Here is a 16233-nt window from a genome sequence, read left to right as displayed (position 1 = left end):
GATGCGGGGATGTGCTAAATAGAAAAGCGTAAATGCAACCAGCCCCTGATCAGCGTGCGCCGTGCTCAGCGGCCAGCCGGTCGATGGCTTCGGCCAGGCGGTGGTCGCGTTTGGTGATGGTGTTGCCCGCATCGTGGGTGTTGAGGCGAAACTCAACGGTATCGTACACATTCGACCACCACGGATGATGATTCTGGCGCTCTGCTTCGGCGGCCACGGCCGTCATGAAAGCAAAAGCAGTTTTGAAATCGGGGAAGCGGAAGCTGCGGGTGAGGGCGTTATCGTGTTCGGTCCACATGGGGGGCTTTTTGATTGAGGAATTTGACAATAAAGCGCTCGGCACGAACGCTTTTTACTTGCGGTAAGCCACGCTCTTTCTGTTCAACTTAAACCAAATTTCGCAAACCAGAGTACACTTCAAGGTAATCCACCCACGACTCTAAACGACGCTTTCTATGGCTATTGATCCTAATAATCGTCCCGTCCGCGTCATCAACGACGACACTACTGATCAGGAATTAGCGGCCGGACATATCATTCCCGACGCTGATCCACCCAAAAACGAAGCTGCCCGTGGCGGGTTTGGCAATCGTGATGGCAAAGAAGGCTTTGGCACGGATAGCGGCAGCGGCAATACTTCTATTTCCGTGAACGAAGATGCAGATAAAGTAGGCCATCCCGCCGATAATATCTTGACAGTAGGCGAAGGTGCTGATGAGCAAGCCGACCAGGATATGCCCGACTTCGACCTCCCTAGTGCTGATACGGTTCGGCGGCCACCTTCTGCTTCGGAAGCCAACGCTACAAAAGCCCAACGCACCCTACACGGCGCCGGTGAGAGCGACGTAGATGGCATTCGTAATACCCTGACCAAAGACGACCACGACGTGTCGACAGTGCAAGACAGCCCGGCAGGCCGCGCTACCCCCGAAACCAACGCTGACCTGAATGACCCCAATGCCCAGGAATCTGGTATTTTGCGGGGTGAATAACGCTTGAAGTTCCAGTATTTCACCACTTTAACCTGTTGAAATCATGCCTTACAAAAGTAATAACACCAACCAGCAGTCCAAGGAAAACAAAGGCAACCCGGCCACCGGCGGCAAAGCCAAAGGCGACCCGAACAGTACGCCGATCAACGAAGACGAGTTGACGCAGCGCCTGGCCGATGAATACACCAATGACGGCGAGGCCGATATCCCGCCTCACATGACCAACAACCCCAACCGCAACTACGATAAGCCAGATCTGGATAAGCCAGCGTATAGCTAATTGATAATTAAGCAGTTGCAGAACCTTGTTCAAAAAGCACTTCTTCCGTTGGAGGGAGTGCTTTTTGATTTACCAGATGCTGGTTGGCCTGCCCAGAAAAGCCCCTAGAGATTTAAAATGCACGAAATTTTTGCGGGCTTTGGCCAGACGACAATAATATTAACTAATACTCTAAACGCTAATGGCTCGCTACGTTACCACCGATTTGCACGGCTGCCTACGCACCTTCCGCCACGCGGTAGAAACAAAGTTGCTGCTGCGCGCCACGGATGAGCTGTATGTGCTGGGCGATTATGTTAATAAAGGTCCTGACAGTCGTGGCGTGCTTGATTACCTGATGCAGCTGCAAGCGACTGGCTTTCAGGTGTATTGTCTGCGCGGCAACCATGATCAGGAGTTGCTCGATGCTGCTCACGGCAGAGCGGCCGCCACCTGGGCCTCAGCCGACGACCGGGCGTTGACGCTCCAGAGCTTTGGAGTGACGGAGGCGGCTCATATTCCGGAGCCTTACCTCCGCTGGCTCGATGCCCTGCCTTACCAACTAGATATTCCGGGCTTCACGCTCGTCCACGCCGGCTTCGACTTTCATTTGCCCCCCCAGCAGATGCGCCAAGATTGGAACACGATGCTTAATACCAAGCAGTTCGTGTTTGATGCGTCGCGGCTGCAAGGGCGGCGCTTGTTGTATGGCCACGTTCCGACGCCTACGGCCGAAGTGCAGCGGCGAGTTGATGCTCGTCAAGGAGCAATTGGCCTCGATACAGGCTGCGTTTACCGCCACAATCCGGAGTTGGCTCACTTAGCCGTGCTGGATCTGGACACGTTTCAACTTCAGCTTATTCCCAACCTGGAAGAGCCTTATGCAATAGCGCGTCGCTGAGGCAGTATGGTGGTTGATGCACAGCCAAAAAAAGCCCCCAGCTTCCTGACTGGGGGACTTTTTTAAATTAGTCTTGAAGTACGTTGTCGTGCAGCACGAGCTGGGCGTCTTCCCGATATGGATTTTTGGGGTCGTCGGCTACCTGCCTTAGAATAGCGCGGGCCTCTACCGGGTGTCTACTATGCCAATGCACCATTCCCAGGTGATAAAGGGCCTTACCCGCCAGCGGAGAGCTTGACTGCTGACTTACCCGGCGCAGGTAAGAGCGCGCGGCTGTTGGCCGGTCTTGCTGAAGCAGAAAAATGCCATTGTAATAGAGCAGCGTATCCTGGCCCACTTGGTCGGGGGAGAGGCGCTGTAAAATACGGAGCGCGTCGGGGTAGCGGCCTGCCTGATACTGGTGCATGGCCTCGGCCAGCAAAGGCCGGCGGCTGATGCTCGGGTCGTCTTCCGACAAACCCAGATCCGGCTGATAATAGCGGCTCCAGGCAGCGGGTGCGTCATCCTCGCTGGGGCGCAGCATCAGCCAGGCTCCGATGCTTACCAGAATAATGCCCATGATGGCCAGCAGCCAGCGCCGACGAGTACGGCGGCGGGTATTGGCCGGACTGCGCTGCACGCGGGTCAGGGCTTGCTGGCGCTGGTCCAGGCTTTGGTCCAGGGCCTGAAGCTGTTCCTGCAATATCTCATGCCCGGCAGCCCAGCGCAGATCGGCTGTCAGCTGCTCGTAGGCCTGGTGCGCCTTCAGCAGCTCCGGGTCTTCAAGCATACGCTCCTCAAAGGCCTCCTGCTCGGCCGCCGAAAGCTGACCGTCAGCGAAGCGCTCCATATCTTCCAAATACGGGCGTAAGTCGAAGGACGACGTCATAGAAGAGGTGGAACTTTGAACCAAGGCAGCGCGGAAAGCTAGAGAAGCATGAGGAATGAGACGTAGTAGCCACTAGCTAAACAAGAAAGGGGCCAGCATCCGGTTAGATATCGGTAGAGGGTAGCGTATGGCCGTCAGCGTCGGGGGTTTGTAACGCTACTTCATACAGCTTACGCAGGTAAGTAGATTTCTGAATACGAGCCACTACAGCATTGGGATAACCCATTTTGCCTGCTACTTTCTCAAAATTATAGCCCCGAAAATAAAAATAAGAAAGTACTTGCCGACAATCGGCTCCCAACGCATGAAATGCCCGCAGCAGGTGCTGACGCCGGTTGGCTTCGGCTTGGGGCAAACGCTGAGCGGTGGCATCATCGAGGCGCTCCCGGGCCATGTCATAAATAAAAGCGCGCAGGTCGGGGGCATTTTTGTCAGACGACCGTCGGTAGCGCGGTCATAAAACTCCAGCAATACGGCCCGCAGCGTGGCGTGAGCGGTGGCTGGGTCCTGCTTATAGTGCCACTTCGCCCAACGCGCAAAATGGTCGCGGTTCTGCTCGTAGAAAGTAATCAAGGATTTCTGGTTGCCCACACGAAGCTGGGCCAGAAGTTCGGCGAGGGGCGATACCATAGAAATGCTCACGTAGCGTATGGCAAGTAACGAGGAACAATCGACATGCGGAAGAGGTCTCCCGAGTTTGCCGGCAGCTTATTACTAAATTGCTGGTACCTGCTGCTGAACATTGCCACGAGCTGTGTATTTATTGCTAAATGATTCACCCCTACCTTTGAGGCTATGGAAACGACCACAACTACTCTCGCCCCCGATACCGTGCTGTTCGACCTTATTCGTAAGGAAAAAGAGCGCCAAACCCACGGTCTTGAACTCATTGCTTCCGAAAATTATGTGTCGGAGCAGGTGATGCGGGCGCAAGGGTCTATCCTCACCAATAAATATGCCGAAGGTTTGCCCGGCAAGCGCTATTATGGCGGCTGCGAAATTGTAGACCAGGTAGAACAGCTCGCCATCGACCGCGCAAAGGAGCTGTTTGGCGTAGAGTGGGTGAATGTGCAGCCTCACTCCGGTGCCCAGGCCAACGCTGCTGTCATGCTGTCAATCCTGAATCCCGGCGACAAAATTCTGGGCTTCGACCTAAGTCATGGGGGCATTTAACGCACGGCTCGCCCGTCAATTTCTCGGGCAAGCTGTATAAGCCTTCTTTTTATGGCGTGGAGCCCGAAACTGGCCTCATCGATTGGGAGAAGGTGAAGGAAACGGCCCGCCGCGAGCAGCCAAAGCTTATAATCTGCGGCGCCTCGGCCTACTCCCGCGACTGGGACTACAAAGCTCTGCGCGAAGCCGCCGACGAAGTAGGCGCGCTCTTGCTGGCCGATATTTCGCACCCTAGCGGCCTGATAGCTAAAGGCTTGCTAAATAATCCGTTTGAGCATTGCCACATCGTAACTACCACCACCCACAAAACGCTGCGCGGACCGCGTGGGGGCTTATTTTGCTGGGCAAAGACTTCGAGAATCCTTTCGGCCTGAAAACGCCCAAGGGCGAGCTCCGCATGATGTCGGCGCTGCTCGACTCGGGCGTATTCCCTGGCACGCAAGGTGGCCCCTTGGAGCATGTGATTGGCGCTAAGGCCGTTGCCTTCGGTGAAGCCCTCACTGAGACGTATGCCGACTACACGCGCCAGGTTATCCGCAACGCTAACGCTCTGGCTACAGCCTTCACGGAGCGCGGCTACCAGATTATCTCAGGTGGAACAGACAACCATTTGATGCTAATTGACTTGCGCAGCAAAGGCCTTACCGGCAAGCTGGCCGAGAACACCCTTATCAAAGCTGATATTACCATCAATAAAAACATGGTGCCCTTCGATGATAAGTCGCCCTTCGTGACCTCGGGAATGCGCATTGGCTCGGCGGCCGTCACCACGCGTGGCCTCGTTGAGACAGACATGACGCGCATTGTAGAGCTGATTGACGATGTGCTCATGCACCACGCCGACGAAGCCCACCTTAGCCGGGTGCGCGGGCAGGTAAACGAGTGGATGCAGGCCTTTCCGCTGTTTGCCTAGGCAAAAAATCAGCGCGAACGCGCTAACCGGGCGTGGGGAAAGACTTAAAAAAAGCCCCCCACAACCATCGTTTTTGGCTGGCTGCGACCTAGGCAGCCAAAAACTTCGTACGTCTGGCGCAGGCACTTAACTACAGAGGTGCTACCTACTTCATGTTATTAACCCAAGTATCAGTGGATCAAACCAGCATCCAAGCCGAAAACCGGCCGGGCGAGCCCCAGGAGATGTCTTTTATCGATCATCTGGAGGCCTTGCGCTGGCATATCATTCGGGCCGCCATTGCGGTCTTAGTGTTTACGCTGGGGGCTTTTTTAGCGAAAGACTTTCTCTTTCACGACCTGATTCTGGGCCCGTCGCGCCCCGATTTCTGGACGTACCGCATGTTTTGTGAGTTCGGAAAGCTCCTAAACGCCCCCGACCTGTGCGTGGACCCGATTAAGTTTGATATTCAGAACCGGCAGATGAGCGGGCAGCTGACGATGCACATCAGCAGCTCGTTTATCGTGGGGCTGGCCATGGGTTTTCCTTACACCTTCTGGGAGCTGTGGCGCTTTGTGAAGCCGGGCTTATATCCGCACGAGCAGGCGAACTCGCGGGGCGCGGTATTCTTCGTTTCAATTCTGTTCATTCTGGGCTTGCTGTTTGGCTATTACATTGCTGCGCCTTTGAGTATCAACTTCTTGGCTTCTTATCAGCTTGATCCCAGCATTGAAAACCAGATTGACCTGCAAAGCTATTTGAGCACGCTTACCACCATGTCGCTGTCCTGCGCCTTTGTATTTGAGCTGCCGATGATCGTGTTTTTTCTGGCTAAAGCTGGTCTGATTACGCCTGAGGTCATGCGCCTCTACCGCAAGCATGCTATTGTGGTTATCCTCGTGGTGGCGGCCATCATTACGCCTCCAGATGTATCGTCTCAGCTCATCGTTACCATCCCGATTCTGCTGCTGTACGAGGTGAGTATCAATATTGCTCGCATCGTACGGCGAAATAGTCTGCAAAAGCTCAACGCGGATCTGGTGGCTAATAACGGCCAGAGCTAAGCTGGCTGCCGGGCTCTATCATTCAAAAAAAACGTAGTACTGCACCACGATGAAAATTGCCATTGGCTCCGACCACGCCGGATTTGAGTACAAGCAGATGCTGGCCAAGTGGTTGCGCGAAGCCGGCCACGAAGTTCAGGACTTCGGTACGCACTCCCCAATTCCGTCGACTACCCGGACTTTGTGCACCCGCTGGCCTCGGCCATCACGGCTGATGAGTTTAAGCAGGGAATTCTGGTTTGCGGCAGCGCCAATGGCGTGTGCATTACCGCCAACAAGCACCGCGGCATCCGCGCGGCTATTGCCTGGGAGCCCGAGCTAGCCTCCTTGGCCCGCCAACACAACGACGCTAATATTCTGTGCGTGCCGGCCCGCTTTGTAAGTGAAGAGGCGGCCCGCGAAATCGCGGAGAAGTTTCTCAGCACTGAATTTGAAGGTGGGCGTCACCAAACGCGCGTCAATAAGATTGATTGTTGATTAAATGGGTGGAGGTTAAATGGCTGGTCGTTCAACGAGATGCGGGAGCGACCAGCCATTTAACCTTCAACCATTAAATTTATCTCAGCCGGTACACGCGCGGCGTGCTAGTGGGCTGGTAGCGGCCAAAGATGGCGGGCAGCTTGTAGCGTAGCTCCGGCAGCAGGCCAACCTCATCGATAAGGTATGTTGGTGGCTGGGGGGCAAAATTCTGCGACAAGCGGAAGATGGCGGCATATTCGTTGAGGTGGCCGAAATCAGCCTGTGCTAAGCGCCAGTCGAGGTAGGGCGAGGCGAGGCTGTTTTGCACATACGGGCGCCGGTCGGGGCCAAGCACCAGGAGGCGCTGCCCCTGCACGGCCGTGTATGCCGGGTGCGGCCGCATGGCATAGGTGCTTTCAGCCGGAATCTGAACCAGCTGCTCCAGCTCCAGTACGGCCCGGTAGCGGATTACTAAAATGCCCCCAGCACGACCAGCAGCAGCACATCGGGCACCCAGGGGCGGGGGCTTTTTGCCACAGAAATAACCCGAAATAGGTGAGCGGCGGCAAAGCCAGTACCAGCGTGCCGGGAGCTACCCCACCGCCAATGGCCATCATCAGCCCCGAGGCCAGCAGCCAAACCAGCATCAGCTGCCGGAATTTTACCTGAAATACCAGCCCCAGCGACGTGGTGAAGGCCCGCCCCAGCGCGAGCAGCAGAATAGCGCCGGGCAGAATCAGCAGCCGCAACTGCACCCACAGGGGTAGCCCATCGGTGCCGGCTACCAAACCCTGCAGCGTAGGCCGCAGATGAAACTGCACGAAGCCGGGAAGGCTTTCGGTGTAAAGGAAAAAGGTGGCGACGACAACATACGGAAAGAAAAACCCGCACAGCAACAGCAAAAAGCTTCGGAAGGAATTGGCAGCGAAGATGATAACGGCGAACAGGCCAACCAGCAGAAACAGCGCCAGCGGCAAATAGCACAGCGCCGCCAGCCCGGTCAGAAATCCGGCCCGAAACAGTCGGCGATTGTCGTAGCCCTCGCGGGTGGTGGGCAGCAAAGCACTCAGCGCCGTCACAATAAAGGTGTGGCCCAGCAGCAGCGGCGAAAGCGTATCAAGCTCGGCCGTAACGCTGGCTACGAGCAGATAAGTCAGGGCCGCTACATAGCCCCGCTCCGGATGCACATCGGCGCGGTTGAGCACCAGGTTAAGCCGCAACGCCTGAAATAGAAGGAGCGCCAACGCCAGAATTCGGTACAGCCACAGCGGCCGACTGGCAATTAAATCGAGGGCAGCGAAAACGACGGCTGACAGAGGCGCGGTGCTGTCGTAGAGGTCGTGGTAGAGCAGGGCGCCCGCGTGCATGCGCTCCCCAATCAGCAAAGCCCGCAGCTCGGCGGCCGTAAGCGGCACGCCCAGCCAGAGCAACGGCAGCCGAACGGCCAGCACCAGCACCAGCAGCGTGATCAGTCGGGTAGAAAGCGGACTTTTAAAAAAACGCAGCAAGGCGAAGCGTGGGCAAAAAGTTTAGTTAAAAGGCAGCCAAAAGCGACGATCAGAATACTCAATCTGTTTTGGCTGCGTAAAGCTAAAACGAAAGCGCGGGAAGGCTTCATCTGAGCCCATTGGCGTTGATTATCGCCCTCGGGTTTGAAGTCTGCTTACGGAGTGTGAACTACTGATTGCCTAAATCTTACCTTTGTCGGCTATTATGGAAAGTAAACGTCAGCAAAAATTCGCCAGCTTGTTGCAACAGGATCTGGCCGCCGTCTTTCAACGCGACCTGCCTCACCTGTTCCCAGGTTTGCCCCCCGGCATCAGCACCGTGCGCGTATCCCCCGATCTGGGCGTGGCCCGCGTGTATCTGAGTCTGCTATTGGTTAAAGACAGTGAGGCCGTATTGCGCGACATCCGCGACAATGGCAAAGCCATTCGTCAGGCCTTAGCCAAACGGATTCGCAAGCAGGTGCGCGTCATCCCGGAGTTGAATTTCTTTCTCGATGACAGCGCATCGTACGCTGCCCGGATGGATGAGGTGATCAATACCCTGCATATTCCGCCTGCGCCGGCTCCCGACGACGAAGCGGATACGCCGCCCGAGAGCAAGCGTCCCAAGCTATTTGCCGACGAAGACGAGTAAAGTCCGGGATAGGCAAGCGTGAAGCCTTATGCTTCACCGAAAAAGCCCCCAAACTACTCTAAGCCGGCAACCGACTATTCACAACAGGTAACAGAACTTTGTATTACGACCCGATTAAAAAGTCGCTGGGGGAGGTGTTTAACCGCACGCCCTGGCTGCGCCGCCTCTTCTATTATCTGCTCGATTTATTGTTGCTGCGCACCTGGCACGTGCACCGCGAGTTGCGGCAGTGGGCCAAAGGTCGCACCGATGAGGCTCTGAATATTCTTGATGCGGGCTCCGGTTACGGGCAATATACCTACTGGCTTTCGGGCTTGAGCAAGAAATGGCAGATTCTCGCCGTCGATGTGAAAGACGAGCAGATTGCCGATTCCAACCGCTTCTTTCGCCAAATCGGGCGGGTGAATGTGCAGTTCGCGGTGCAGGACTTGGTGCTTTATCAGGAGCCGAACACATTTGATCTGGCGTTGTCGGTGGATGTGATGGAGCATATTCTGGAAGACGTGGAAGTGTTCACGAACATTCACGCCTCGCTGAAAGACGGCGGTATGTTGCTGATCTCTACCCCTTCTGACCAAGGTGGCTCCGACGTACACGGCGACGACGAAACCAGCTTTATTGAGGAGCACGTGCGCGATGGCTACAACATCCACGAGATTCAGCAGAAGCTGCGCACCGCCGGCTTCGACCGCATTGAGGCCCAGTACAGCTACGGCGAGCCCGGCCAGATTTCGTGGCGCCTGAGCATGAAGTACCCGATTCTGATGCTGGGCGCGTCCAAATGGTTCTTTGTGGTATTGCCGTTCTATTATCTCATCACGTTTCCGTTCTGCTTGCTTCTAAACTGGATTGATGCCAGCTCCAAGCACGATTCCGGCACCGGCCTCATCGTGAAAGCCTGGAAATAGCCCCCCAGCGCATCGCCTTTCCGCGAAGCCGCGTATCTTGCCTAACTTCTTTGCTTTCGCCGTCTCGTCTGCTCCGGTTTGTAATGCCTGATAAAAACGACTTCTCTGAGCTTTCACACAACCACGAAGAGCGTCTGCGCCGCTTGGATGAATTTATGCGTTGCGCCAGTTAAATCCGTGATAAGCCCCGTTGTCATTCCCCGTTTGCGCCCCGCATGAACGTTTCGTTGCTCATAGCCCGGCGTTACTTTTCGTCTAAGAAAAAGCGCAACATCATCAGCATCATCTCCAACATCTCCATGATTGGGGTGGCGGTGGGTACCATGTCGTTGATTATTGTGCTGTCCGTGTTCAATGGGCTCGAAGATTTGGTGCGCACCCTCTACGGCAAATCTGACCCCGATTTGTTGATCACGGCGGTGGAAGGCAAGTCATTTGAGGTAAACAATACCCTGCTCAATCGTCTGCGTACCGCGCCCGGTGTGAGTCTGGTGACCGAAGTAATCGAAGATAACGCCTTGCTCCAGTACCACGACCGGCAGATGGTGGTAAAGATGAAGGGCGTAACCGGCAACTACTTCGCCCAAACCAATATCGACTCGTCCATTGTGGAGGGCGACCATCGGCTGCGCCGCGGCGGCGAAGCGTATGCGCTCATCGGGGCCGGCGTGCAGCACGAGCTGAGCATCGCCCTCGACAACCGCTTCTCGCCCTTGCGCTTACTGTACCCGCGCAATACCGGCAAACGCACGCTGTCCATGAACCCCGAAAATGCCTTTTCTGAGCAGTCTATTTTGGCGGGGGGCGTTTTTCTGATTGAGCAGCAAATTGATAATAGCTATGTGTTTGTGCCCCTGGATTTTGCCGAGGAGTTGCTGCAGTACGGCAACCGGCGCACGGCGCTGGAAGTGCGCGTAGCCGAGGACCATCCGGTGGAGGAAACCCAAGCCGATATTCAGCGCCTCATTGGCCCCAAGTTTAAAGTGCTGAACTCCGATGAGCAGCACGTAAGCCTGCTGAAAGCCATCAAAGTGGAGAAGATGTTCGTGTTCATCACCTTCGCCTTCATCCTGCTTATTGCCTCGCTCAATATTTTCTTCTCGCTGTCTATGCTGGTCATCGACAAGCGAAAAGACATTGCCATTCTGATGGCGATGGGGGCCACCAACCGCACCGTGCGCAATGTGTTCTTGCTGGAAGGCGCCATTGTCGCCTTTGTCGGGGCTATTGTCGGGCTCATTCTGGGCATGACAATTTGCTGGCTTCAGCAAACATTTGGCTTAGTTTCCATGGGTATGGCCACCAGCGTTGTCGATTCGTACCCAGTGAAAATGCAATCTTCTGACATTGTACTGACGAGTATTGCCATCATCATTATCACCATTTCGGTTTCTATCCGACCCGCGCTGAATGCCTCGCGCCTCGATGTGCGCGAAAATCTGTAACGCCAGAGCCCTTATCGGAGTATGCATGCTATAAACCCGCCGGAGTGCTATAACCGGTGGAACGGTAGTCTGTGCTCATCTTAATTAGTGACAGATTATACTTTGCTTTTCGCCAGAAAAGTTAATATTTGATGTTTGTCATTGATTTCCACGCCGTTGCCGGCGCTGATTATGAAGGTCTCTACGTCGCAGCCATTTCAAATTGTTTATTCGCTGCTCGAACACGAATACTTAGGTTATTTATTTGAGTCTTACGTAGTTCAGCGCAATCCGCGCGGACAGCTTACCCTTCAGCATCAGACTGTTTCGGTTAAGAACGCTCCTGAGTTTGCCGCCGGCCTCGACGCAATCGATTTCGAGCTGATTGCCCTCACCGACCAGATTCAGCAAGACTGCGTCATCAAAGAGTTTTGGCCCAAAAAAACCACGCCGGCCGATTTTTTCTTTAAAATATATGACCCTGAAAAGGGCGATAAAAGCTTACAGGAGCAGATAGCCCGCTACGTGCAGGAGCGCATGGGGCAAATTCTGGCGCGTCTGGGGGGCAAATGTGTCTTCATTATGGGCAAAGACGGCGAGCCCACCTGGCGCGAGATCAGTATGGCCGATGAGCCAGCCTCGGTGCTCTTTCACTTCCGTCGCAATGAGGATAATACCCACTATTTCCCCACCATTCAGTACAAGGGACAAAAGCTTGATTTTCAATTCAAAAACGCGGTAGTCGTATGTGCCCAGCCCGCGTGGCTGCTGGTGAGCGACGTGCTCTACAGCTTCCGCAATGACGTGGACGGCAAGAAGCTGCAACCCTTTCTGAATAAGAAGTTTATCGTTATTCCACGGCAGGTAGAAGACAGCTACTTTCAACGCTTTGTGGCCCCGCTGGTCGAGTCGTTCGACGTGCATGCACGCGGCTTTGATATTCGCTCGGAGCGCTACGTGGCCCGGCCCCAGCTTACCTTCTCTGATGTGCCCGGCGCACTGGTCGTGACCGAAGACGCAGCGCCCCGCGCTGGCGCTCGCAACGGAAATTTGCCCCCCAGCGCCTCCACTACCGTTTCGTCCGGCCACATTCACTTCGATCTGTCGTTCCGCTACGGCGACCACACCGTGCCCAACAGCTTCGATAAGCGGGTGAGCGTAAAGCTGGAAAAAACGGCCGACAGCTACATTTTTCATCGCCTCATTCGCAATATCGACCACGAGGAGGCCATGATTCAGGAACTGGCCGATCGGGCGCTGGAAGTGCGCAACGGCCGCGCGGTGCTCGAAAAAGCCACCGCTTTTCGCTGGCTCCACAGCCATGCTGAAGATCTGTCGCGTCTGGGCTTTACGGTGCAGCAGAGCACTACTTCGGGCAAAGACTACTTTATCGGTGCCATTACGGTAGAAGTCGGCATCACCGAGTCCAACGACTGGTTTGATGTGCATGGCACCGTGCGCTTTGGCGAGTTTGAAATCCCGTTTGTGAAGCTGCGCTCCTACATTCTGGGGCGCCGCCACGAATATCGGTTGCCTAACGGCCAGATTGCCATTATTCCGGAAGAGTGGTTTTCGCAGTATTTGGAGCTGTTCGCGTTTTCGGAGGAAACCGATAATACGCTTACGCTGCGCAAACACCATTTGGCCTTGGTCTCGGACTTGCAAAATGGCAACTTGGCTACCGTTACCATGTCGCGGAAGCTGGAAAAGCTGCGCGGCTTCGAAACAGTGGAAGAACAGGCTATGCCAGCCGGGTTTAAGGGCAAATTGCGACCCTATCAGAAGGCGGGCTACGATTGGCTGCACTTCGTGAAAGACTATGGCTTCGGTGGCTGCCTGGCCGATGACATGGGCCTTGGTAAAACCATTCAAACCCTGGCTTTGCTGCTTCAGCGCAAAGAAAGCGGCGATAGTTCTGGCTCGGCTTCTTTGCTTGTGATGCCTACCTCGTTGGTTTTCAACTGGATGAGCGAAGCCTTTAAGTTTGCGCCCAGTTTGCGGCTTCTTATCTACACGGGCACCTACCGCGACAAAAACGTAGAGCAGTTCTCGGATTACGATGTGGTGCTGACCAGTTACGGCATCGTACGCCTCGACGCGGAGCTGCTCAAAACCTACAAGTTCGACTACGTGATTCTGGATGAGTCGCAGGCCATTAAAAACCCTTCCTCTACCACGTCGCAGGCCGTGCGGGGGCTGCACTCTCGCCATCGTCTTATTCTAACTGGTACGCCTGTTGAGAACAGCACCATGGATTTGTGGTCGCAGATGTCGTTCATCAACCCCGGCTTGCTGGGTTCACAAGCATTTTTCCGCAAGGAATTTCTTAAGCCCATTGAAAAAGGTAAGGACGAAACCCGCACCCGGAAACTTCATGCGCTCATCAAACCCTTTATTCTGCGTCGCCATAAGGCGCAAGTAGCTAAAGAGCTGCCGGACAAAATAGAGCACCTTAGCTACTGCTCCATGACAGACGAGCAGACGCAGTGCTACGAGGAAACCAAGAGCTTTTACCGCAACAAGATTCTGCGCAATATTGAGGAGCACGGCACGGCCAGCACGCAGTTTATGCTGTTGCAGGGCCTGACGAAATTGCGCCAGATTGCCAATCATCCGCGCATGGCCGACGAAACCTACGAAGCGGAGTCGGGCAAGCTGCGCGAAGTTGTTCGCATGATTCGCAGCGTGGTAGCCGAGGGGCACAAAGTTTTGGTATTCAGCCAGTTCGTGAAGCACCTGGATATTGTGCGGGCTTCCCTCGACGAAAAGCAAATCGAGTACGCTTACCTCGACGGCAACACGCGCGACCGGCACAAGGAAGTTGCCCGTTTCCAGGAAACCGAGGACTTGCGGGTATTTCTGATTTCATTGAAAGCCGGCGGCGTAGGGCTTAATTTGACCGCTGCTGACTATGTGTTTATCCTTGATCCGTGGTGGAACCCTGCCGTGGAAGCGCAGGCCGTTGACCGCGCCCACCGCATAGGCCAGCAGCGCACGGTATTTACCTATAAGTTTATCTCGAAGAACACGGTAGAAGAGAAGATTCTGGCGCTGCAGAATAAGAAGATTCAGCTTGTCACGGACTTAATCTCAACCGACGAGACAATTATCAAAAGTCTGACGAAAGAGGATATTGAGGAGCTGCTGGGCTAGGCGCAGCAGTACAACTGGTTATTTTGCCCCCCACGAGTTACTGTTTGGCAGCTTGCCAGGCTTGATGCGGCTGATCGGTGGTTAAGCCACTAAAATCTCCTCGCAAGGCTTTAAGTGCATATTTCTCCGTGTCAATTTCCCGGCGGCTTCGGTAGCCTAGCTTGCGAAAAACGGGTAGCGGCGGGCACCAGCCTTGGATTGCGTGCCACAGTAAAAACGATGCAACAACCCCGGGTAAGGCAATCCAGCGCCGATCAACGGTACGGCTGGCGGCAAAGCCCAGCAACGATAGCACAGAGGCATTCGCCATTAGTGTGCGGTCGATGTCCCACTCTTGATCCAACTCCTGTATTCGTCTTTCCAAAGCGGCAGGTCCGGCTTGTGCACAAGCCCGCACCCGTCCGGCTGCGTCCCGGTCTAGTTCAGCGTTGATTTCATCAGAGGTACTGCGGCGGCTAGGGTCGTGGCTAGACATAAAGTGGGAGCGTATAGAAGTGAAATAGCGCCTTCCGTTCTACGCCCCAACTTTTAATCTGTTACTAAAAGCTAATTGTTTGATACTGAGACTATCGATTAATGTAGCCTGATGGCCTAAAAAGCCCCCCATCAGCATGGAAAGCCGCACAGCTACCAAATGGCTTTTTCGGTTGGCGATGAGTACCCGCGACTATTCTTCGCTGTACGCGTCTATGTTATTAGCAATCAGGTTATTACTCATTGTACTTTATCCTGCCAAAGATAACGCTTGCAGGCCATAGCCAACTACGGCCCCACCCAGCACCAGCCACGCCGAGTTGACCTTATACCGGAGCAGCAGCACCGCGCTGACCACGACAAGCATTACGGTAGGCGCATCCACAACCGCGGTACGGGCAAGCGTGAATGAAACGGCGGCCATAAGTGCCCAAGAGGCGGCATTAAGGCCGTCGAGGAAGGCACCGGCTAAGGGCGACTGTCGCAAACGCTTCAACAGTGGGATACTGAAACCAACAAAGAAGAAAGCGGGCAGAAAAATGCCTCCCGTAGCCACCAATGCCCCCGCCCAGCCCAACAGCACGTAGCCTACGAAGGTAGCCGTCGTAAATACCGGCCCTGGCGTGACCTGTCCGACCACTACTGAGTCGAGCAGCTGCACCTGCGAAAGCCAGTGGAAGCGTTGTACTAAGTCGGCATCGAGGAAGGCGAGCAGCACGTAGCCGCTGCCGTAAAGCACGGAGCCAATTTTGACGAACACCAAAAAAAGTGGCCCCAAACCGAGCGGCGCGCTACCGGCCGCGTCGCTGGGCTTTAGTCCGAAGACCATTGGTAACAACGCCAGCGCTGCCACGGCGCCCATCAATAACAGTAGCGCCGGGGGCACGCGTTTGGTTTCCAGCGTTGGCCAGCGCAGGGCGCCCGTCGCTATGCCGGCACCAAACAGGAGCAGCAACTCATCCACTCCCAATAGCGCCAATGCCAGTCCAGCGCCAGCCAACAGCTGCAATGTTCTGGTTTTGAGCGCCGAGCGCCCCAGACTCCAGAGTGCCTGTGCTACCACCGCCACAATAACCGGCTTCACGCCATAAAGCACGCCGCTCATGGCTGGTAAGGTGCCGAAACGCACGTAGGCCCAGGCAAAGGCCATAACAATGAGCATTGCCGGCAGAATAAAGCAGATGCCCGCCACCAGCAGCCCCGCCCAGCCGCGCCGCTCATAACCAATATGGATGGCCAGCTCAGTGGAGTTGGGGCCAGGAATGAGGTTGGCCGCGCTAAGCAAATCCAGAAACCGCTCCTGCGTAAGCCAGCCCCGTCGGCGCACTACTTCTTCCTCCATCATGGCAATGTGCGCCGCGGGTCCGCCGAAGGCAGTAGAGCCCAGGCGCAAAAACAGCAGCGCCAGTTCGCCGAGTGAGGTAGTCGTATCTGTCCTATCCATGAGCTCCCCGTTATAAGCGCTCACAGAATCTATCGTTGAGCAGCACGGCTATGCTGATATGAGTGTTGGTAGTAGCGTGG

The 16233-nt window shown here is 55.2% G+C and carries 15 protein-coding genes and 2 pseudogenes; 10 read left to right on the top strand and 7 right to left on the bottom strand.

What is annotated here, in order from left to right:
• Positions 1–49: 49 nt before the first annotated feature.
• Positions 50–313 carry a 4a-hydroxytetrahydrobiopterin dehydratase gene (locus H9L05_RS06755; RefSeq protein WP_262891916.1) on the bottom strand — a complete coding sequence of 88 codons (264 nt, stop codon included), beginning with the start codon at positions 311–313 and terminating at the stop codon, positions 50–52.
• Positions 314–455: 142 nt separating this feature from the next.
• On the opposite strand from H9L05_RS06755, the gene H9L05_RS06750 reads away from it, so the two are divergent.
• The 3 genes from H9L05_RS06750 to H9L05_RS06740 all read left to right on the top strand — a co-directional run bounded on the left by H9L05_RS06750 (position 456) and on the right by H9L05_RS06740 (position 2152).
• A complete protein-coding gene (locus H9L05_RS06750) occupies positions 456–992 on the top strand; it encodes a hypothetical protein (RefSeq protein WP_187733527.1) in 537 nt (178 codons plus the stop codon).
• A 43-nt stretch (positions 993–1035) separates the two neighbouring features.
• A complete protein-coding gene (locus H9L05_RS06745; protein WP_187733526.1) occupies positions 1036–1272 on the top strand; it encodes a hypothetical protein in 237 nt (78 codons plus the stop codon).
• A gap of 181 nt (positions 1273–1453) precedes the next feature.
• Entirely contained in the window at positions 1454–2152 is a 699-nt protein-coding gene (locus H9L05_RS06740) for a metallophosphoesterase family protein (RefSeq protein ID WP_187733525.1), read from the top strand.
• Between the two features lie 67 nt (positions 2153–2219).
• On the opposite strand, the gene H9L05_RS06735 is transcribed toward H9L05_RS06740, so the two are convergent.
• A complete protein-coding gene (locus H9L05_RS06735; RefSeq protein ID WP_187733524.1) occupies positions 2220–3020 on the bottom strand; it encodes a tetratricopeptide repeat protein in 801 nt (266 codons plus the stop codon).
• 103 nt (positions 3021–3123) lie between these two features.
• The gene (locus H9L05_RS06730; protein ID WP_187733523.1) at positions 3124–3414 is read right to left on the bottom strand and encodes a hypothetical protein; all 291 of its coding nucleotides are present in this window, start codon (positions 3412–3414) and stop codon (positions 3124–3126) included.
• Between the two features lie 401 nt (positions 3415–3815).
• On the opposite strand from H9L05_RS06730, the pseudogene glyA reads away from it, so the two are divergent.
• From glyA to rpiB, 3 genes and pseudogenes are all read left to right on the top strand, one after another.
• Positions 3816–4950: pseudogene (glyA, locus tag H9L05_RS06725) on the top strand (serine hydroxymethyltransferase); the annotation flags it as partial.
• Positions 4951–5258: 308 nt separating this feature from the next.
• Positions 5259–6149, top strand: coding sequence for a twin-arginine translocase subunit TatC (tatC, locus tag H9L05_RS06720; protein WP_187733522.1), 891 nt, complete (start codon positions 5259–5261; stop codon positions 6147–6149).
• Between the two features lie 49 nt (positions 6150–6198).
• Positions 6199–6626 (top strand): annotated as a pseudogene (gene rpiB, locus H9L05_RS06715) (ribose 5-phosphate isomerase B).
• A gap of 79 nt (positions 6627–6705) precedes the next feature.
• On the opposite strand, the gene H9L05_RS06710 reads toward rpiB, so the two are convergent.
• Both H9L05_RS06710 and H9L05_RS06705 read right to left on the bottom strand, forming a co-directional pair.
• Positions 6706–7011 carry a hypothetical protein gene (locus tag H9L05_RS06710; RefSeq protein ID WP_187733521.1) on the bottom strand — a complete coding sequence of 102 codons (306 nt, stop codon included), beginning with the start codon at positions 7009–7011 and terminating at the stop codon, positions 6706–6708.
• A gap of 13 nt (positions 7012–7024) precedes the next feature.
• Positions 7025–8116 (bottom strand): hypothetical protein, encoded by a 1092-nt coding sequence (locus H9L05_RS06705; RefSeq protein ID WP_187733520.1) that lies wholly within the window; start codon positions 8114–8116, stop codon positions 7025–7027.
• 205 nt (positions 8117–8321) lie between these two features.
• Between H9L05_RS06705 and H9L05_RS06700 the strand changes: the two genes are divergently transcribed.
• The 4 genes from H9L05_RS06700 (at position 8322) to H9L05_RS06685 (ending at position 14235) form a co-directional block, all read left to right on the top strand.
• Positions 8322–8750 carry a ribosome-binding factor A gene (locus tag H9L05_RS06700; RefSeq protein WP_187733519.1) on the top strand — a complete coding sequence of 143 codons (429 nt, stop codon included), beginning with the start codon at positions 8322–8324 and terminating at the stop codon, positions 8748–8750.
• Between the two features lie 98 nt (positions 8751–8848).
• A complete protein-coding gene (locus H9L05_RS06695) occupies positions 8849–9658 on the top strand; it encodes a class I SAM-dependent methyltransferase (protein WP_187733518.1) in 810 nt (269 codons plus the stop codon).
• 215 nt (positions 9659–9873) lie between these two features.
• Positions 9874–11103 carry an FtsX-like permease family protein gene (locus H9L05_RS06690; RefSeq protein ID WP_187733517.1) on the top strand — a complete coding sequence of 410 codons (1230 nt, stop codon included), beginning with the start codon at positions 9874–9876 and terminating at the stop codon, positions 11101–11103.
• Between the two features lie 135 nt (positions 11104–11238).
• Positions 11239–14235 (top strand): DEAD/DEAH box helicase, encoded by a 2997-nt coding sequence (locus H9L05_RS06685; protein WP_308421996.1) that lies wholly within the window; start codon positions 11239–11241, stop codon positions 14233–14235.
• A 37-nt stretch (positions 14236–14272) separates the two neighbouring features.
• Here H9L05_RS06685 and H9L05_RS06680 read toward each other — a convergent pair whose 3' ends face one another.
• Positions 14273–14710: a hypothetical protein gene (locus H9L05_RS06680; protein ID WP_187733516.1), complete on the bottom strand. Its 438-nt coding sequence runs from the start codon at positions 14708–14710 to the stop codon at positions 14273–14275.
• Between the two features lie 249 nt (positions 14711–14959).
• On the bottom strand, positions 14960–16153 hold the full coding sequence (gene chrA / locus H9L05_RS06675; protein ID WP_187733515.1) for a chromate efflux transporter: 1194 nt from the start codon (positions 16151–16153) through the stop codon (positions 14960–14962).
• Positions 16154–16233 lie beyond the last annotated feature (80 nt).

This window comes from Hymenobacter qilianensis (genome assembly GCF_014489555.1).
In the GTDB taxonomy this organism is placed as follows: Bacteria; Bacteroidota; Bacteroidia; order Cytophagales; family Hymenobacteraceae; genus Hymenobacter; species Hymenobacter qilianensis.
Note: the sequence above shows the minus strand (reverse complement) of the source record. Positions and strands in the feature narration are given on the sequence as shown.